We start from the raw sequence: 20,225 nt of genomic DNA, 5'->3' as shown, positions 1-20,225 counted from the left end.
AAATAAGTTCTCTCTTTTACTTACCAACACAAAACTGACTGAAGAGTTGATCCAACAATTCGTCCTGGTAACTATCACCGGTAATTTCACCCAGTTTATTCCAGCACCGCGTCATATCGATTTGAACCAGATCCACTGGCATTCCAGCAGCAATCCCGCTCATCACATCGTCTAACGCAGAACTAGCTTGATTCAGCAGACCAATATGACGAGCATTAGTAACCATAACGTTACCGCGGCCCGTTTCAATCCCTTCATCGAAGAACAGGTGACTGATTTCGCCTTCCAACTGGTCGACTCCTTGGTTTTGAGTCATAGAAGCCTTAATAATCTTGGTATCACCAGCTAATTGTTTAAGTTCAGACATTTCGAGTTTGAGTGGCAAATCAGTTTTATTTAAAATGATGATTCGCTTTTCATCGGCTGTGTCCGCCAATAGCTGTCGGTCCTCATCGGTTAGTGGCTCACTAGCATTCAATACCAGCACCACTAAGTCTGCAGCTGCAATGGCCTTTTTAGAACGCTCCACACCAATTTTTTCCACTTTATCATCCGTACGATGAATCCCGGCTGTATCAACCAGCTTCAGCGGTACGCCGCCAACGTTAACGTATTCTTCAATCACGTCACGAGTGGTCCCGGCAACATCCGTTACAATAGCTTTATCTTCATGAAGCAGTTCGTTAAGCAAACTTGATTTTCCAACATTGGGCCGACCAACGATGGCGGTTGCTAAACCATCACGCAGGACTTTACCCTGTTTGGCCGTTTTAAGTAACTGCTGAATCGATGCTTTAACTTCCTTAGCCTTTTCCAGCAGTAATTTGGTCGTCATAGTTTCAACATCATCGTATTCTGGATAGTCAATGTTGACCTCAACTTGAGCCAAAACTTCCAAGATATCCTGACGCAGATTTTTAATCAGCCGAGATAGATTACCGTCCAGCTGGTTCAAAGCCACCTTCATGGAACGGTCCGTTTTAGCACGAATCAAATCCATGACCGCTTCAGCTTGACTCAAGTCGATTCGGCCGTTAAGGAAGGCACGTTTGGTAAACTCACCAGGTTCAGCTAATCGCGCACCCTGACTAATAACAAGCTGCAAAATTTCATTGGTAGCCACTAACCCACCATGACAGTTGATCTCAAGCACATCTTCACGCGTATAAGTCTTTGGTGCCCGCATTACGGAAACCATCACTTCATCCACTTCCGACTGCGTCTCAGGATCAATGATATGACCATAATTAATTGTGTGACTTTTCACTTTATCCAACGCTTTACCTTTAAATAACGGCATCACCGCTTCAAAAGCATGATCACCACTCACCCGAATAATTGAAATACCACCCTCACCAGGCGGTGTTGCAACGGCCGCAATGGTGTCAAATTCACTTGTCGTCGTCATGTTTATCCCTCCGTTAATTAGTTGTTCATATTTTCACGCACAAAAAAAGTGCCCACTCCATGCCCCTAACAGCATGGATAAAGCACTTTGACTACTTTATCTATTTAAGATAAGAATGATTAAGTATCATAATAGACTGGAATGCGGGGAGTGTCAAGGAAAAAAGGTGCGGAAACGAGCGGTTAGATAGCGGAGTGTAAGGTACTGCCGGCATAGGTGCGCCGGTCTTTGGCGTGGCTATGCCGGCAGTACCTTACATGCAGCTGTCTGCTCGTTGGAGCCTGATTAGGCTAGAGAAAATAAAAGCACTAAACACCAAAATTTCCAGTCATCCAGCTCCCCTTTCCTCTAGCCCAAACTGGCTCCAAAAAGCAGGGAGTTGCACGTAAGGGCCTAGTAGTCTAAGCCCAAGCCCATGACTTACACTACTAGGCCCTTACGCTCCACTCCCTAACCGCTTTTTTACGCACCTATCTTAACGTAATCACCACCGCCCTCTTCGGCTCCGTTCCTGCCGAATAGGTCATGACATGTTCATTATCCGCTAAGACACTGTGAATTTGTTTGCGCTCAAAAGATGGCATCGGATCCAGATAAACTGGTTTACCCGTTGCCACTACTTCCCGAGCCATATTTTCGGCTAAGCGGGTCAGGGTTTCTTCGCGCCGTTCACGATAACTAGCCACATCCAGCGTCACCTCTAACTTCGAGAAACGCTTGTGATTTAAATAGACCTGCGCCAAACTCTGCAAGGCATTGATCGTCCGACCGTGCTTACCGATCAGTAGGCCCTCTTGTTCAGTTTCAAAATTAATCGTCACATGCCGATGCTTAACCTCAACCTGACTAGTAGCGTCAATGCCCAGTTGACTAACAATCTCACTTAAATATTGATTGAGTTCAGTTGCAACTTGCCGGTATTCAGCCTGTCGGTCAACTGTTGGCCCTTCAGTGGTTTCAGTAACTGGTTTTGATTCACTATCCGTGGTTATTTCTGGCTCGATGGTTGTTTTCGTATCCATAGCTGATGGAGTTTCATCAATCTGGTGATCAGCTACCTCAGGTTGGTCTTTAACAGCCGGCTTAACCTCAACTTTTGCTTTCCGGGCACCAATACCAAAAAAACCTTTTCGCGGTTGAGTTAATACGGTCACCTCCACTTGAGATTTATCGAGCTGAAGTTGTTGAAGTGCGTTTTGAATTGCACCATCAACGGTCTCGCTTGTATATAAAGTCATGACTGCCTCTCCCTTCAATGAACTTCTTAACTTATAGTATAGCATGCGAGCGGTACGCATTTAGTAGCTTTTGCAAATGGTAATATTACAATTTCGCAAGCGCTTGCTTTTAGTTTTTTAAATAAAAAAATCTCAGAGCAGTGAATCACCACTCTGAGATCGTTATTTGCTTTTTAAAATTAGGCCGATTAATTACTTACGACGACTTTGTTTAGCACGCCGCATAGCCTTTTTGACTTGTCGCTCGTGTTCGCGTTTTTCTCGGTTCTTTTCTTCACGCTCACGACGGATCTTCCAAGGATTTTGAATAACCAAGGTTTGACCCACTTGGAACGCGTTGGTAACAACCCAGTAAAGTGAAAGTGCACTTGGCAAGCTTAACGCGGTGATGAAGATAATCACTGGTGTGGTTACCGTCATCATAGTTGTCATGGTATTAGACTCTGGTTGTCCTTTCATCATGAGCCATGAACTTAAAAAGGTGAAGATAGCAGCTAGAATTGGCAAAATCAGGTATGGATCTCTTGACCCTAGTTGCAACCATAAGAAGTGTCCAGACCGTAATACATCGGTCCGAAAAATAGCTTGGTACAGTGCCCAGATAATTGGTAATTGCACAACCATTGGCAAACATCCAGCAACCGGATTAACGCCAGCTTCACTGTAGAGCTTTTGTTGCTCTTCACGTAGCTTAGCCATGGTTTCCTGGTCACGAGATGAATACTTTTTCTGCAATGCCTTTAACTGTGGCTGGATTTCTTGGGTCTTTTTCATGCTTCGCGTTTGGAAAATCATCAATGGTAAGATGACAATCCGCACAATAATAGTAAAGACGATAATCCCCATACCATACCCACCAAAGACGTGGGCTAACCAAATAATGGCTCGGGAAAAGTTTAATAGGACAACACCATCCCAAAACCCTGTGCTATGTTCGGTAATTGGTTGGTTACCGCAAGCTGTTAGAAAAACGGATAGCCCAACAATACCAAACATAGTGATAAATCGCTTTAATTTTTTCACTAGTCTTCCTCGCTATAATCGTTATCAAGCAATTTTGCAAGTTTCAAAACGTGAATCAAATGCGTCTTGATTTCTGGCATTGGCATCTCTGAAGTTGATGGTCTGGCAATGACTAGAAAATCAACATCCTGTTTCAAATAAGGTTTCAGCTCAGTGAGCGATTGCCGGATGCGCCGTTTGACCCAATTCCGATGAACCGCATTACCAATTTTTTTACCTACTGAAATACCAACCCGGAAATGGGGCTGATCTTTTCGATCCATTCGGTAAACTACAAACTGACGATTAGCTACCGACTGCCGTGCTTCAAAAACCTCTTGAAACTCGGCTTCTTTTTTTACACGGTAAGATTTTCGCATATTGCATCTCCAAAACGTCCGCACTACATTATTTTTACGCAGTATAAAAATAAAAGACCACTGATTGGTCAGTGGTCTATGCAGACAATACTTTTCTACCTCTTTGACGACGACGTGCTAAAACCTTACGGCCGTTGCTCGTACTCATCCGCTTACGGAAACCGTGCACGCGTGAGCGATGACGTTTCTTAGGTTGATATGTGCGCTTCATAAAACTTACACCTCCTGATCCTCAGGCATGAAGCCATTATTTACATCTCTAAATGCATTTCTAAAATATAATAGCATATCTAACGCCAACATCAAAGAGTAAATTGAAAAAAAACGCACTTTTTAATGAATTAAAAAATTTGTTTCATGATTTAGGGCTGTGGATAACCTGTTAATTTAAGATTTAAATTTGGCCCCTTTTAACAGAGTTATCCACTATTCCACAGGCTGTGGTTTCTCAACGATTTACCCTTGTTGATTCTGGGGACTAACTTGTGAAACACCTGATATATCAGCATTTGTTTTGCACAACTGCCTGTGGATAAAAATGTTTCACAACACTTTTGAACGAGTTATACACAACCTTGTGGAAAACTTTATTCCTGCCTGTGAAACAATTATCCACAAGTTCAAAAGGCTGTGGAAAACTTTTTTATGGCATGCTAAACTAAATTTATCAATTTAATACGGGGAGGAAGAAAAGTGCTTGATTTAGACACACTTTGGGGTGAAATCAAAGACGGTTTCCAACAAAAGATCGCCCCTACTGCATTTAAAACGTGGATCTCATCTGCAGAACCCGTTAAGTTAACAAACAATCGTCTAACAATCAAGCTACCATCTGAGCTACATCGTGATTATTGGCAACGCAACTTAACCCAGCCGTTAGTTGAACTGGCCTATGAATATGCCCAAGAGGATATTCAGCCAGTTTTTATTGTGGCCGATGATGACGAAAGCTCTCAGGTATCCACACTTGAACACCCTGCAACAGCATCCGCTCCGTTTAGTCAAAGTGCTAAATTGAATCCCAAATACACCTTTGATACCTTTGTCATTGGTAAGGGGAATCAAATGGCGCATGCTGCTGCATTGGTTGTCTCTGAGGAGCCGGGCGTGATGTATAATCCACTATTCTTCTATGGTGGTGTAGGCTTGGGTAAAACCCACCTGATGCACGCTATTGGTAACAAGATGTTAGCTGATGATCCGAATACTAAGGTGAAGTATGTCACCAGCGAGGCGTTTACAAACGACTTCATTACTGCTATTCAATCGAAGACACAGGATCAATTCCGTGAAGAGTATCGAAGCGTTGACTTACTACTAGTTGACGATATTCAGTTCTTTGCTGATAAAGAAGGAACTCAAGAAGAATTCTTCCATACTTTTAACGATCTTCACGATGATGGTAAGCAAATCGTATTAACTTCAGATCGGTTACCAAACGAAATTCCGAAGCTGCAAGACCGACTCGTTTCTCGGTTCGCTTGGGGATTATCAGTGGATATTACGCCACCTGATCTGGAAACGCGGATCGCGATTTTACGCAATAAGGCCGAAGCGGACAACATTGCGATTCCCGATGAAACGTTAAGCTACATCGCTAGCCGAATCGACTCTAACGTGCGTGAACTTGAGGGTGCTTTAGCCCGGGTTCATGCCTACTCTAAGATGGTTCATCAGCCAATCACGACTGAACTGGTTGCCAGTTCTCTTAAGAGCTTGAAGCTTGACCGTCGTTCCAGTGAACTCACGATTCCATTGATTCAAGAAAAAGTCGCCAAATATTATCACGTTTCATTAGCGGACTTAAAGGGTAAAAAACGGATGAAGACCATCGTGATGCCGCGTCAAATCGCAATGTACCTATCACGAGAACTCACCGACAGTTCACTGCCAAAAATTGGCAACGAATTCGGTGGTAAAGATCACACCACCGTTATTCACGCCTATGATAAAATTGCTGATGCCTTGAAAACTGACAGTGATTTACAAGCAGAAATCACAAATCTTAAAACCGAAATTGAAAGGTAGTCCGAGTCAGCAAAAAAAGTAATCGATTTGACCCAAAGTTCAAGTCGGCTACTTTTTTTACTCATTCGAATAGGCTATGATAGATAAGACTTCAAAAAGAAAGATGTGGAAAACTCAAAAAGTTATGCACAAGTTATCCACATGTGCATAACTTACAGTTTACGAGTGTTTCTTAAACTTATCCACAGTATCCACTGCCCTACTATTACTATTCTTTTATTTATATTATGGATTATAAGGAGTCCCAAACATGAAATTTACAATTAATCGTGCAGCGTTCATCAAAGAACTCAATAATGTGCAACGCGCCATTTCTTCAAAAACCACTATTCCAATCTTGACTGGTTTAAAGTTAGTTGCTGACGATTCTGGTTTAACACTGACTGGTTCAGATGCTGATATTTCTATCGAAACGTTGATTCATTCAGATAATCCGGATAATCAGCTGGCCATTCAAAGCCCAGGTGCCATTGTGTTGCCCGCACGTTTTTTCAGCGACATTGTTAAACGATTACCCGAAGATAACTTAACGTTAGACGTTACTGAAGGCTTCCAAACAGAGATCACTTCAGGATCTGCATCATTTACTATTAACGGCTTAGATGCTAATAACTATCCTCATTTGCCAGAAATTGATGCCAGCGATGCGATTACACTAACTGGCGATGTTTTCCGCGAACTGATCAATCAAACCGTTATTGCCGTTTCAAATCAAGAAAGCCGACCAATTTTAACCGGTGTCCACTTTACGTTAGTTGATAATCAGCTGTTAGCCGTTGCTACTGATAGTCACCGGCTAAGTCAACGTAAGATTGAATTGCCATCCGCTGCCTCAGGTACCTATGACGTTATTATTCCTGGTAAGAGTTTAACGGAACTCGCCAGAATGCTTGGCGATGATAATCCTGACGTTGAAATGCGGCTGTCCGAAAACCAAGTCCTATTTACCATTGGTGACACCATGTTTTATTCACGTTTGTTGGAAGGCAACTATCCAGATACTTCACGGCTGATCCCTAATGAATCGACCACTAGTGCTGAATTTGATGCTAAGGGGTTGCTCTCGGCTATTGAACGTGCATCGTTGCTGTCACATGAATCGCGGAACAACGTAGTAAAGTTGACCCTTGATCCAGCCAACAGCCAAGCAAAGATTTTTGGTAACTCGCCTGATGTTGGTAACGTTGAAGAAGCCTTGACACCTAGCGAAATGACCGGGGAAGAACTTGAGATTTCCTTTAACCCCGACTACATGAAAGATGCCTTGCGTTCATTTGGCGCTGCGGTGATCACCATTTCCTTCACGTCACCGTTGCGGCCGTTTACGCTGGTACCAACTGAAGACAAAGAGAACTTTATTCAGCTGATTACACCAGTTAGAACTTTTTAAATTAAATCAATAAGCAAAAACGTCGACTCAGTTCGAAACTGAATCGGCGTTTTTTTGTTACCAACGTTTCGTTAGCTGATTTTAGTGACGATTTTTAGGAAATTTTGGGTCATAAATTGGTTCGTTAGTTATTTTTTTCAAAAATGAGCTAATTTTTACCAATTCCGTTACAAAACGTCATTTTTAAGCTCTAAGCGTTTTTAACCGAATTATGGCAAAATACCTTATGAATATCGAAAATCGCTTAAATGGCTGTAAATGAAACTGAAACTATACTTTTACCCCTAAAAAGCGTATAATTATAAGAGAAAATGAAGGTGGGTGAAGCCGTGAAAAAGGAAGTTTTCATTGAACCACCCTTTATCACCTTGGGCCAGTTGCTGAAAGAAGAAGCAATCGTTAGTTCAGGTGGTCAAGCAAAGTGGTATTTGAAGGAACATGCGGTTGATGTGAATGATGAGCCGGATAATCGGCGCGGACGAAAACTATATCCAGGAGATACGGTCGATGTCAAAGACGTTGGGCTGTTTTTTATTCGCTTAAAACAGGCTGAATAAGCTTATGAGATTAGAAGAATTAAAGTTGCATCATTTTCGCAACTATCAAGATTTAACCGTCTCGTTTGGGCCGGGTGTTAACGTCTTGATTGGCGAAAACGCACAGGGTAAGACGAATTTGCTAGAAGCCATCTACTTTTTGGCTTTGGCGCGAAGTCATCGGACCAGTAACGATCGCGAACTGATTGGTTGGCAGGCAGATACAGCGCAGGTATTTGGCCGAGTGCAGAAGAATAGCGGTACGACACCGCTAGAGCTCGATCTTTCCAAACATGGTAAGAAGGCCAAAGTGAATCACTTGGAGCAAGCAAAATTATCGGGCTATGTCGGCCAGTTAAACGTGATTTTATTTGCACCGGAAGATTTGAATTTAGTCAAAGGATCTCCGCAAGTTCGGCGTCGTTTTATGGACATGGAATTTGGCCAAATGAGCCATAAGTATTTATACAACACCTCTCAGTACCGCACGATTCTCAGGCAGCGTAACCGTTATCTCAAGGAATTGGGCAGTAAGAAACAGTCAGATATGGTGCTGTTAGATGTCCTGTCCGATCAGCTGGCGGCTTACGGCTCTGAGATTATCAGTGCGCGTGTCACGTTATTGAAGCGCTTAGAAGTCTGGGCAGCTCAGGTTCATCAGGAGATTTCGCAGCAGCGAGAACAACTGTCGTTTCGCTATGAAACCAGTGTTAAAGATGATGATCTACTCGATACCCAGCACGTCTACGATGCGCTCAAATTACTGTATAAACAGCGTCGTGACAAAGAACTTTTTCAGCGAACGACGCTCATCGGACCGCATCGAGATGACTTAAAGTTCTTAGTGAATGATAAGGATGTCTCGAGTTTTGGTTCTCAGGGTCAGCAGCGGACAACGGCACTTAGCGTTAAGTTAGCTGAAATTGATTTGATGCACGAACAGACGGGTGAATATCCTGTTTTACTACTGGATGATGTGCTGTCTGAACTAGATGACAGTCGTCAAACACACTTGTTAACTGCGATTCAGGATAAGGTTCAGACCTTTTTAACCACCACTAGTTTAAGTGGTGTGGCGCAAAAATTAATACACCAACCAAAAGTATTTCGGATCAGTGACGGTGAAATTCAGACTGATCATTAGTTGTTTTAGGGATTTATTAGTGAGGAGGATCACACTTGGCTGAAGAAAAAGAAACGAAACAAGAGCGTGCTCGCGAGTACGATGCCAGTCAGATTCAAGTTCTCGAGGGACTTGAAGCGGTTCGCAAACGACCTGGTATGTACATTGGCTCTACCAGTTCACAAGGGTTACACCATTTGGTCTGGGAAATTATTGATAATGGGATTGATGAAGCCTTGGCCGGTTTTGCTGATGCCATTCACGTGACGGTTCAAAAGGACAATAGTGTCACTGTAATGGATAATGGTCGTGGGATTCCCGTTGACACTCAAAAGAAAACGGGTAAATCAGCACTTGAAACGGTCTTCACGATTTTGCATGCCGGTGGTAAATTCGGCGGTGGCGGCTATAAAGTTTCCGGTGGTCTTCACGGTGTGGGTGCGTCAGTCGTTAATGCGCTATCCTCTAAACTGGATGTCAAGGTTGTTCGTGATGGTAAACGTTACTACATGGACTTTGCCTATGGCCGAGTAACTACCCCAATGAAGGTTATCGATACTGGTTTGCCAGAAAACATTCATGGCACAACGGTTCACTTTCTGCCGGATTCAGATATTTTCCGTGAAACAACTACTTTTGATATTAAAACGCTGACAACACGGATTCGCGAACTGGCTTTCTTGAATAAGGGATTGCGGATTACGATTCGGGACGAGCGACCAGAAAAGCCAACTGAAGAATCCTTTATGTACGAAGGCGGCATCAAGCATTACGTTGAGTATTTGGATAAGAATACTGACGTGTTATTTGACGAACCAATTTACGTTGAAGGTGAGGAAAACGGCATTACGGTTGAAGTGGCACTCCAGTATACGGATGGCTACCACTCTAACTTGCTGACGTTTACTAATAACATTCACACGTACGAAGGCGGTACTCATGAGGAAGGGTTCAAGCGGGCCCTTACTCGTATCGTTAACGATTACGCCCGTAAGAATAATTTGATGAAAGATAATGAACCTAATCTGAGTGGGGAAGATGTTCGTGAAGGGATGACTGCTGTTGTCTCCGTTAAACACCCGGATCCACAATTTGAAGGTCAAACTAAAACCAAACTGGGCAACTCAGACGCTAGAACGGCCACGGATCATATCTTCAGTGAACGCTTCATGCAGTTTATGATGGAGAACCCGACAGTCGCTCGAAAAGTGGTTGATAAGGGGTTACTGGCTTCTAAAGCGCGAGTTGCTGCTAAGCGTGCCCGTGAAGTTACCCGTAAGAAGAGCGGACTTGAAATCAGTAATTTACCAGGGAAGCTGGCTGATAACACCAGTAAGGACCCTGCAATTTCTGAATTATTCATTGTCGAAGGTGATTCTGCCGGTGGTTCTGCTAAGCAGGGCCGTTCACGGTTAACGCAAGCTATTTTGCCCATTCGTGGGAAAATCTTGAACGTTGAAAAAGCCAGCATGGATAAGATTTTAGCTAACGAAGAAATTCGTTCACTGTTTACAGCGATGGGGACTGGGTTTGGCGAAGACTTTGATGTCTCCAAGGTCAATTATCACAAACTGATCATCATGACCGATGCCGATGTCGACGGTGCCCATATCCGGACGTTGCTACTGACGCTGATTTATCGCTATATGCGGCCACTACTGGACGCTGGGTACGTCTACATTGCTCAGCCACCGCTGTATCAAGTTCGCCAAGGGAAAATGAAACGTTATATTGATTCTGATGAAGAATTAGATGACATTTTAGGCCAATTACCACCATCTCCAAAGCCAGTTATTCAACGGTATAAGGGACTTGGTGAAATGGATGCTAGCCAATTGTGGGAAACTACGATGGATCCAGATAAGCGTCGTCTATTGAGAGTTGATCCTAGTGATGCCGCTGAGGCCAACGAAGTCTTCACCACGTTGATGGGTGACAAAGTTGAACCACGGCGAGACTTCATCGAAACGAATGCGAAGTATGTTGAAAACTTGGATGTCTAGTTTGAATTAACTGAAAATTCACTGGGGGTCATTGATTGACGGGTAGTTGAGTGCCCGTGATACGTTATGGGAGGTACTAAATTTGGCGAATGAAGAACTGCCAAGTCGCATCACTGATGTCGATTTAGCGAAAACCATGCGGACTTCATTTTTGGACTACGCCATGAGTGTTATCGTTGCTCGTGCGTTACCAGATGTTCGGGATGGTCTAAAACCAGTTCACCGGCGGATCCTTTACGGGATGAGTGAATTAGGCGTTACGCCTGATAAACCATATAAGAAGTCTGCCAGAATCGTTGGGGACGTTATGGGTAAGTTTCACCCCCATGGGGATGCTGCAATTTATGAAGCCATGGTCCGGATGGCGCAAGATTTCAGTTACCGTTACATGTTAGTTGACGGCCACGGTAACTTTGGTTCTGTTGATGGTGATGGTGCAGCTGCCATGCGGTATACCGAAGCTAAATTGAGCAAGGTTGCCATGGAAATGTTGCGCGATATCAACAAAGATACCATTGATTATCAGCCAAACTACGATGGCACTGAAAAAGAACCCGTAGTATTACCAGCACGTTTCCCTAACTTACTGGTTAACGGTGCTTCTGGGATTGCCGTTGGGATGGCGACTAATATTCCACCGCATAATTTGGCGGAAGTAATTAGTGCGCTGCATATCCTGATGAAGAATCCAGATGCCACTACTGCGGATCTGATGGAAGCTTTACCTGGTCCAGATTTTCCGACCGGTGGTGTTGTCATGGGCAAATCCGGTATTCGGAAAGCTTATGAAACTGGTAAGGGAACCATTACCTTACGGGCAAAAGTTGAGATTGAGGAAGATAAGAGTGGCAAGCAAAAAATCGTTGCTACCGAAATTCCTTACATGGTCAACAAAGCACGCTTAATTGAACGGATTGCTGATCTGGCACGAGATAAGCGAATCGAAGGGATCACGGATGTTAACGATGAGTCTGACCGTGAAGGGATGCGGATCGTTGTTGATGTGCGTCGTGATGCCAGCGCTGAAGTTATCTTGAATAACCTGTACAAGATGACCATGATGCAGACGTCATTTGGCTTTAATATGTTAGCCATCGTTAACGGTTCACCTAAAGTTCTGAGCTTAAAAGAGATTTTGCAGTATTATCTAGCTCATCAACTTGAAGTCATTCGTCGCCGGACGGAATTTGAACTTAAAAAAGCTAAGGCGCGTGCTCATATTCTTGAAGGGTTACAGATTGCGCTTGATCACATTGATGAAATTATTTCCATCATTCGTAATTCTCAAACGGCTGAAGTTGCTAAAAACGAGTTAATTAGTCGGTTCCCACTGTCTGATAAACAGGCACAAGCCATTTTGGACATGCGGCTCGTTCGTTTAACTGGTCTAGAACGTGACAAGGTTGAAAAAGAATTTTCTGAACTGCAAAAATCAATTACTGAATATCAAGAGATTTTGGCAAGCAAGGAAAAGCAGAACCACATTATTTACGAAGAATTACTGGAAATCCAAAATAAATTTGGGGATCCTCGTCGGACTGAATTAATGGTCGGTGAAGTTTTAAGCCTAGAAGACGAAGATTTGATCGAAGAAGAAAACGTGATGATTTCCCTAACTCACAATGGTTACATCAAACGGTTGCCTACGTCTGAATTTAAGGCGCAAAACCGTGGTGGCCGTGGGATTCAAGGAATGGGTATCCATGACGATGATTTCATCGAGCACTTGATCTCCACTTCCACGCATGATGTGCTGTTATTCTTTACCAATGCTGGTAAGGTGTACCGGATGAAGGGGTACGAAATTCCTGAATACGGTCGCTCAGCTAAGGGGATTCCAGTGATCAACTTGCTGAATATTGAAGCTGGTGAAAAGATTCAAGCCGTTATCAACGTGTCTGATGCTGCGGGGGATCAGGAGAAATACCTGTTCTTCACCACGTTGCACGGTACGGTTAAGCGAACACCAGTCAGCGAATTCTCTAATATTCGGAGTAACGGTCTAAAGGCTTTGAGCTTGAAGGATGATGACCAATTGATCAACGTGTCCATCGTTGATGATGAACAATGCATGATTATTGGGACGCATTCGGGCTATGCTGTTAGCTTTAAGGCCAGCGATGTTCGTTCAATGGGTCGTTCAGCCACAGGTGTTCGTGGTGTCCGTCTTCGTGAAAACGATTATGTTGTTGGTTCAGCTATTTTAGAGCCGAATGACAACGTCTTCGTCATCTCCGAAAAGGGCTATGGCAAACAGACGCCAGCTAGTGAGTATGCCATTAAAGGTCGTGGTGGCAAGGGTATCAAGACCATCAACGTCACTGAAAAGAATGGTCCACTTGCTGGTTTAACGACCGTTACCGGTGAAGAAGACATTATGCTGATTACCGATAAGGGTGTAATGATTCGGTTCGGTGTGGAAAATGTTTCTCAGACTGGTCGGGCAACTTTAGGTGTTCACCTGATTCGCCTGGATCAAGATGCAAAAGTTGCTACTATGGCGGTTGTTGAAAAAGAAGCGCCAGCGGATGAATCTGATGAAACGGATTCAGACGAGTCAACTGACGATGGCGATACATCCTTAGACCGGTTAGTTGATCGGGCAACGGATGATGATACTGATTCATCAACTGATAGTGACAATGATGATAGCGATAACGAATAATTAAAAAGCAATATTTAAAAGAACGGCAATGATGCCGTTCTTTTTTGCGTAGTTAGAAAGTATAACCACCATCTCTTGTCAGGTTAGTTTAAAAAATAATTTATCGTTTAAGGGTTGCGGCAGCTGAATTGCGGGGTGAGTAGCTAACTGCGGGCAATCGGATTACAGAATAACATTGCATATTTGAATGAACTTTGGTAAAATAGCATTCTGTGAGTAATCCATTCGGAAGACTCTCCTTGCTCTCTTAAAACTCAATGAAGAGGGCCTGAAGTCCATAAGGAGGTGCAAATTTCATGAAGTATGAAATTACCTACATCATTCGTCCAGATCTTGACGATGCAGCAAAGACCGCATTGGTTGATCGTTTCGACAAGATTTTGACTGACAATGGTGCAGATTTAATCGATTCAAAAGACTGGAAGAAGCTTCGTTTCGCATACGAAATTGGCGGTTACAGCGAAGGTTTATACCACGTTGTTAACTTAAACGCTAATGACGATAAGGCTTTAAACGAATTCGACCGTCTTTCAAAGATCAATGACGATATTCTTCGTCACATGATCGTAAAACGTGAAGACTAATTTTTGACATTTAATGACTGAGAGGAGCGGGTCGTATGATCAACCGGGCAGTGCTTACCGGACGCTTGACAAGAGATGTTGATTTGCGGTATACCCCAAGCGGGGCGGCAGTTGGAAACTTTACGTTAGCTGTTGATCGGCAATTTACCAATCAAAACAACGAACGTGAAGCTGACTTTATCAACTGTGTTATTTGGCGGAAATCAGCTGAGAACTTTGCTAATTTTACTCATAAGGGTGCGTTAGTAGGGATCGATGGCCGGATTCAAACCAGAAACTACGAAAATCAGCAAGGTCAACGGGTCTACGTTACCGAAGTTGTTGTTGAAAACTTTGCTTTATTAGAACCGCGTTCAGCGAATAATAATGCAGGGAATGCCAACAACGGTGGTAACCATAATGCACCCACTGGCAATGCTCCTCAGAACACTAATCCGTTTGGTGATCCAAACACCAATGGAGCGGCTAACAATAATCAGAATACTGGGAACAATCAAGCGGACCCATTTGCAAATAATGGTGATTCAATTGATATTTCCGATGATGATTTACCGTTCTAAACGGATCGAATTGGAGGGAAAATCATGGCTCAACAAAGAAGAGGTGGCCGTCGTCGTCGTAAAGTCGACTTCATCGCCGCAAACCACATCGAATACATCGATTACAAAGATACTAACTTATTGGAACGTTTCGTTTCAGAACGCGGTAAGATTTTGCCACGTCGGGTTACTGGCACTAGTGCCAAGAACCAACGTAAGTTAACCATCGCTATCAAGCGTGCACGGATCATGGGCTTAATGCCATTCGTTGTTGCTGACTAATATAGTGAGTGAGAAGGCATCAACCAGTTTATACTGGTTGGTGCCTTTTTTGGTGCTCGTTGTTAAGCTTGTGAAACAAGTTTTATAAATTGGTTAATTGGTATGGTATGTGAAAACAGGAGTGGTATAGTAATCTAAGTATCCATCAGAACTAATGGATGGTCGTAATAACTGGATAATCAGACATTAAACAAGGAGCATCACAGTTAAATGAGAAACACTAATCAATCAGAAGAACCCAAAAAATCGCACCATCAGCAAATTGAGTGCAATATAGAAAAATGCTGGGTACGCATGGGAATAGTCACCGTCACGCTGTTGACAGGATTCACCTTCAGCATGGCGGTGACTGGTGTCCAGGCAGCGGCTGAAGGGGAAGGCACAACAACTCAAGAAACCAAAGCCAATGATGTTTCTTCGTCTTCTGAGCAGCCAGCAGTTTCGAGCTCAGATGAAAAGGATCAACTAAAAAATGATCAATCATCAGCGTCAAACAGTAGTGATACTTCAATATCAAAAGCAAGTAGTACCACTTCTAGCAGTCAGTCGAGTAGCTCAGAGCAATCGTCAGGAACTTCAGATGCATCAAGTATAGGTAGTTCAAGTTCATCTAGTGCGGGCGCTTCAAGCCAATCTAATGCAAACAAACCCGCTACTGATGTCAATGGGCATTCATTGAAATTTGACTCATCGAGCAATCAGAAAACAGCAGATTCTTCGTCTGAAACTAAAACAGTTAACGATAAAACAGCTACGCAAACTGCTGATGTTAAGAAAGATGCTGATGGTAACTATTGGCTACCAGTTGTTGAAGCCCAGGCTGATGAAACAACTGGAGTTAACACTTATACCCAATTAACGGATTACAGTTACACTCAAAATGCGAATAGCTCAACGTACACCATTACAGGATATACAGGCGAGCTACAAAAGTACTTAGCCGGTGGCACAACGCCAGAAGCTGTGTCGGCCACGGATATTACCTTACCGACTACTTATAATGGTGGTGCTATTACCGCGATTGCTGATAATGCTTTTGCAGGTATCGGTATTAGTGGCGAAATTGTGATTCCTGATACTGTGACGTCAATTGGTAAAAATGCTTTCGCGGATAATCAAATTACGGGTACAGTCACGATACCTAATTCGGTGACTAGCATTGGTGATGATGCCTTTGCGAATAATCAGATTACGAGTGTCGTACTAGGTAATGGTACTTGGTTTACGGGTCATGGTACGTTTGAGAATAACCAAATCAGTAGTCTTGATTTAGGGACGGGTGTGAATACAATTGGCATTGACACTTTTAAAAATAACCTTTTAACAACACTAACATTGCCAGCTAAAATTGGACAAATTGATGCTGGTGCTTTTCAAGATAACAAATCGTTAGTAACGGTTAACATTGACCCGGTGAGTCAACTAACAGGTATTGATTCTTCGGCGTTTGAATCTGATTCATTAACGTCGTTAATCTTGCCTTCTAGTGTGGTTAATATCGGTAATAGTGCCTTTGCGAATAATCAAATTAAAACATTAACGCTGGGTACAAGTGTTCAAACAATTGGTACCAGTGCTTTTGCGAATAATCAGATAAGTGGCTCAGTTGATATCCCTGATAAAGTTACTGGCATTGGTGATGATGCTTTTGCGAATAATCAGATTAAGGCTCTGACACTAGGTACAAGTGTTCAAACAATTGGTACCAGTGCTTTTACGAGTAATCAGATAAGTGGCTCAGTTGATATTCCTGATAAAGTTACAGGTATTGGTGATGATGCCTTTGCAAATAATCAGATTAAGGCTTTGACATTAGGCACTGCTGTTAAAACAATTGGGACTAATGCTTTTACAAGTAACCAGATAAGCGGTTCGGTTGATATCCCTAATACAGTTACTGATATTGGTGATGATGCCTTTGCGAATAATCAGATTGAGACTTTGACGTTAGGTACTGGTGTTCAAACAATTGGAATCAACACCTTTTTAAACAATAAGATCAGTGGTACAGTCACAATTCCAGATTCAGTAACTGAACTGGGTGCTTATGCTTTTATGAATAATGAAATTTCTGGAGTAAGTTTAAGTGACAAAATCACCCAAATTAATATTTATGCTTTTGCGAATAACAAACTTAAAGATCAGTTAGTCATTCCGGATGCAGTTACTAATATTGGTGATAGTGCTTTTGCGAATAATGGGATTACCGGCCTGACACTAGATAATAATCTCCAAACAATTGGTGATGATGCCTTTGCGAATAATTATATTAGTGGCAAGTTTACAGTTCTTGGCAGTGTATATGCAATTGGTGAAAATGCTTTTTTAAATAATCAAATTAGCGAGTTAGTGTTGGATAAAGTAAACGCAGGTGTTAATCAGACAATAGCTACTAATGCGTTTGCTCAAAATGAAATTAGTCAGGTTAGCAATAACTCTAAGAATGATTCCGATGACTATCTGAGCGATCAAAAAGCTAAGATTACTGTGAATTTGTATGCAACTGCAACTCAAATTGAAAATATTCGTACAGCAATTGAAGGCGCTGTTCACGTCACATTACCCGAAGTTTTAACATTCACAGATAAGGCTGGTAAGCAATGGCAGTATGATTCACAAGCGGATACGCTCACTATCCCAAGTGGAGAGACAATGCCAACCCAAGTTACTTTCAAATTTAGTTCAGTTGGTTCGGCTAGTTACGGAACAAATGATTTGGTAATCAATCTGGATCAAGAGCAAACTGGTCCAGCCGTAGCTGCCACAACCACCACGATCGACTATGAAACCCCAGATGGTAAAATACAAGGCAGTGCTCAGTTAGTAGGGACTCCCGGTACACCATTTGATCGTTATAAGGTTCAGGAGTATGTTCCAGCTGGCTGGCAACTAGCAGACTCAGTTAGCGAACTACCGCTGATTATCGCCCAAGATACCAATCGAACAGTGGTTATCCCGTTAGTTATCGCATCAAGCGGACCAGCCGTAGCTGCCACGACCACCACGGTCAACTATGAAACCCCAGATGGTACGGTACAGGGAAGTGCTCAGTTAGTAGGGACTCCCGGTACACCATTTGATCGTTATAAGGTTCAGGAATATGTTCCAGCTGGCTGGCAACTAGCAGACTCAGTTAGTGAATTACCGCTGATTATTGCCCAAGATACCAATCAAACAGTGATTATCCCGTTAGTTGCGAAGACTACAGCTTCAAGCGGACCAGCCGTAGCTGCCACAACCACCACGATCGACTATGAAACCCCAGATGGTAAAATACAAGGCAGTGTTCAGTTAGTAGGTACTCCTGGTACACCATTTGACCGTTATAAGGTTCAGGAGTACGTTCCAGCTGGTTGGCAACTAGCCGTTTTAGTTAGCGAATTACCGCTGATTATCGCCCAAGATACCAATCAAACAGTGATTATCCCGTTAGTTACCGCATCAAGCGGACCAGCCGTAGCTGCCACAACCACCACGATCGACTATGAAACTCCAGATAGTAAAATACAAGGCAGTGCTCAATTAGTAGGCACTCCCGGTACGCCATTTGACCGTTATCAGGTTCAGGAGTACGTTCCAGCTGGCTGGCAACTGGCTATTCCGGTTAGTGAATTACCGCTAATTATTGCCCAAGATACCAATCAAACAGTGATTATCCCGTTAGTTGCGAAGACCACAGCATCAAGCGGACCAGCCGTAGCTGCCACAACAACGACAGTCAACTATGAAACCCCAGATGGTAAAATAAAAGGCAGTGCTCAGTTAGTAGGCACTCCTGGTACACCATTTGACCGTTATCAGGTTCAGGAGTATGTTCCGGATGGCTGGCAACTAGCCGTTTCAGTTAGTGAATTACCATTGATTATCGCTCAAGGTACCAATCAAACCGTAGTGGTCCCATTAGCTGCCCAAACTGGGACTGAAACTGGGCCAGCAGTAGAAGCCACTACGACAACGGTAAAATATGAGACACCGGATGGAGTGACCCGAGGTTATATTACCTTAATTGGTGAACCAGGCTATTCATTTGGTCAGGATGAGATTATGGCACATAAGCCAGCTGATTGGCAGTTAGCCGTACCAGTAGATGAGCTGCCGAAATTAGTGTCTCAGACTGGAAATCAAACAATCGTTATCCCGTTGGCTGCCCAAACCAAGACTGAAATCGGACCAGTAGTGGAAGCCACGACTACCACGGTCGACTATGAAACTCCAGATGGTACGGTACAAGGAAGTGCCCAGTTAATCGGTACTCCTGGAACGCCATTTGACCGTTATCAAGTTCTGGCCTATGTTCCGGCTGGCTGGCAGTTGGCCATTCCAATCAGTGAATTACCGCTGATTATAGCCCAAGCTACCAACCAAACGGTGGTCATTCCGCTAGTTGCCCAAGATGATACAGGAACGCCACCAGCACAACCAGCACAACCTGAAAATGGTAATGGTGGTGGATCTACTACAACTACCGGCCAATCGAATGGTCAAGTACCAACTGATCCAGAGCAACCCAATTCATCAACTGATAACGGCGGTGCAGTGACGCCACATACGCGACCGTCTATTTCGACGAGTGACTCGCAAGCAGGCCAAGTTTCGGCAGGTGAACAGTCCTCATTAACTGCAGCGACTGGTCTACACGAAGATAGTAATAGTGGTCGGGCAGTTGAAATTGAGAGAACGGTGCAAACAGCGCGTTTAACAACGTCTAAGCATCAGACAGGTTCATCTAAGGCGCAACTACCGCAACTACCACAGACGGATGAAACAACACCAACTCAACCAACACTTATTGGCGGATTGCTGCTAAGCATCCTTGGCTGGTTTGGTCTTGCGCATCGAAAACACGAAAAAGATTAATTAATAGTAATCAAAAAAGGTCTTCGCAAGGTTATCCTACCTACGAAGACCTTTTTTGATGATTGTGAAACATATTTTGTAAATTGGTTGATTGATATGGTATGTGAAAACAGGAGTGGTATAGTAATCTAAGTATCCATCAAAACTAATAGATGGTCGTAATTATCAGACATTAAACAGGGAGCAGCAT

Annotated in this window: 15 protein-coding genes; 10 read left to right on the top strand and 5 right to left on the bottom strand. The window is 43.2% G+C overall.

The features are described 5' to 3' along the window. Positions 1-16: 16 nt before the first annotated feature. From mnmE to rpmH, 5 genes are all read right to left on the bottom strand, one after another. Positions 17-1,408, bottom strand: coding sequence for a tRNA uridine-5-carboxymethylaminomethyl(34) synthesis GTPase MnmE (gene mnmE / locus CES82_RS01445; protein WP_098823530.1), 1,392 nt, complete (start codon positions 1,406-1,408; stop codon positions 17-19). A gap of 470 nt (positions 1,409-1,878) precedes the next feature. After that, positions 1,879-2,646: an RNA-binding cell elongation regulator Jag/EloR gene (gene jag / locus CES82_RS01440; RefSeq protein ID WP_098823529.1), complete on the bottom strand. Its 768-nt coding sequence runs from the start codon at positions 2,644-2,646 to the stop codon at positions 1,879-1,881. Positions 2,647-2,838: 192 nt separating this feature from the next. Continuing rightward, positions 2,839-3,642: a membrane protein insertase YidC gene (gene yidC / locus CES82_RS01435; protein ID WP_098823630.1), complete on the bottom strand. Its 804-nt coding sequence runs from the start codon at positions 3,640-3,642 to the stop codon at positions 2,839-2,841. 26 nt (positions 3,643-3,668) lie between these two features. Beyond that, a complete protein-coding gene (rnpA, locus tag CES82_RS01430; protein ID WP_098823528.1) occupies positions 3,669-4,028 on the bottom strand; it encodes a ribonuclease P protein component in 360 nt (119 codons plus the stop codon). 76 nt (positions 4,029-4,104) lie between these two features. Beyond that, the gene (gene rpmH, locus CES82_RS01425) at positions 4,105-4,239 is read right to left on the bottom strand and encodes a 50S ribosomal protein L34 (protein WP_098823527.1); all 135 of its coding nucleotides are present in this window, start codon (positions 4,237-4,239) and stop codon (positions 4,105-4,107) included. Positions 4,240-4,721: 482 nt separating this feature from the next. Between rpmH and dnaA the strand changes: the two genes are divergently transcribed. The 10 genes from dnaA (at position 4,722) to CES82_RS01375 (ending at position 20,035) form a co-directional block, all read left to right on the top strand. Further along, on the top strand, positions 4,722-6,056 hold the full coding sequence (dnaA, locus tag CES82_RS01420) for a chromosomal replication initiator protein DnaA (protein ID WP_098823526.1): 1,335 nt from the start codon (positions 4,722-4,724) through the stop codon (positions 6,054-6,056). A 250-nt stretch (positions 6,057-6,306) separates the two neighbouring features. Further along, the gene (gene dnaN / locus CES82_RS01415) at positions 6,307-7,446 is read left to right on the top strand and encodes a DNA polymerase III subunit beta (protein WP_098823525.1); all 1,140 of its coding nucleotides are present in this window, start codon (positions 6,307-6,309) and stop codon (positions 7,444-7,446) included. Between the two features lie 311 nt (positions 7,447-7,757). Then, positions 7,758-8,003 (top strand): S4 domain-containing protein YaaA, encoded by a 246-nt coding sequence (gene yaaA / locus CES82_RS01410; RefSeq protein WP_098823524.1) that lies wholly within the window; start codon positions 7,758-7,760, stop codon positions 8,001-8,003. Positions 8,004-8,007: 4 nt separating this feature from the next. After that, positions 8,008-9,126 (top strand): DNA replication/repair protein RecF, encoded by a 1,119-nt coding sequence (gene recF / locus CES82_RS01405; protein ID WP_098823523.1) that lies wholly within the window; start codon positions 8,008-8,010, stop codon positions 9,124-9,126. A gap of 35 nt (positions 9,127-9,161) precedes the next feature. Beyond that, positions 9,162-11,108 carry a DNA topoisomerase (ATP-hydrolyzing) subunit B gene (gene gyrB / locus CES82_RS01400; RefSeq protein WP_098823522.1) on the top strand — a complete coding sequence of 649 codons (1,947 nt, stop codon included), beginning with the start codon at positions 9,162-9,164 and terminating at the stop codon, positions 11,106-11,108. 136 nt (positions 11,109-11,244) lie between these two features. Next, positions 11,245-13,773 (top strand): DNA gyrase subunit A, encoded by a 2,529-nt coding sequence (gene gyrA, locus CES82_RS01395; protein ID WP_439959036.1) that lies wholly within the window; start codon positions 11,245-11,247, stop codon positions 13,771-13,773. Between the two features lie 296 nt (positions 13,774-14,069). Beyond that, a complete protein-coding gene (gene rpsF, locus CES82_RS01390) occupies positions 14,070-14,357 on the top strand; it encodes a 30S ribosomal protein S6 (RefSeq protein ID WP_098823520.1) in 288 nt (95 codons plus the stop codon). Positions 14,358-14,392: 35 nt separating this feature from the next. Beyond that, positions 14,393-14,917, top strand: a complete 525-nt coding sequence (gene ssb, locus CES82_RS01385) for a single-stranded DNA-binding protein (RefSeq protein WP_098823519.1) — start codon at positions 14,393-14,395, stop codon at positions 14,915-14,917. Positions 14,918-14,941: 24 nt separating this feature from the next. Next, positions 14,942-15,178: a 30S ribosomal protein S18 gene (rpsR, locus tag CES82_RS01380; protein WP_054655617.1), complete on the top strand. Its 237-nt coding sequence runs from the start codon at positions 14,942-14,944 to the stop codon at positions 15,176-15,178. Between the two features lie 294 nt (positions 15,179-15,472). Further along, positions 15,473-20,035, top strand: coding sequence for a leucine-rich repeat domain-containing protein (locus CES82_RS01375; RefSeq protein ID WP_180245622.1), 4,563 nt, complete (start codon positions 15,473-15,475; stop codon positions 20,033-20,035). Positions 20,036-20,225: the final 190 nt, after the last annotated feature.

Source organism: Secundilactobacillus silagincola, from assembly GCF_002583405.1.
Taxonomy (GTDB): domain Bacteria; phylum Bacillota; class Bacilli; order Lactobacillales; family Lactobacillaceae; genus Secundilactobacillus; species Secundilactobacillus silagincola.
Note: the sequence above shows the minus strand (reverse complement) of the source record. Positions and strands in the feature narration are given on the sequence as shown.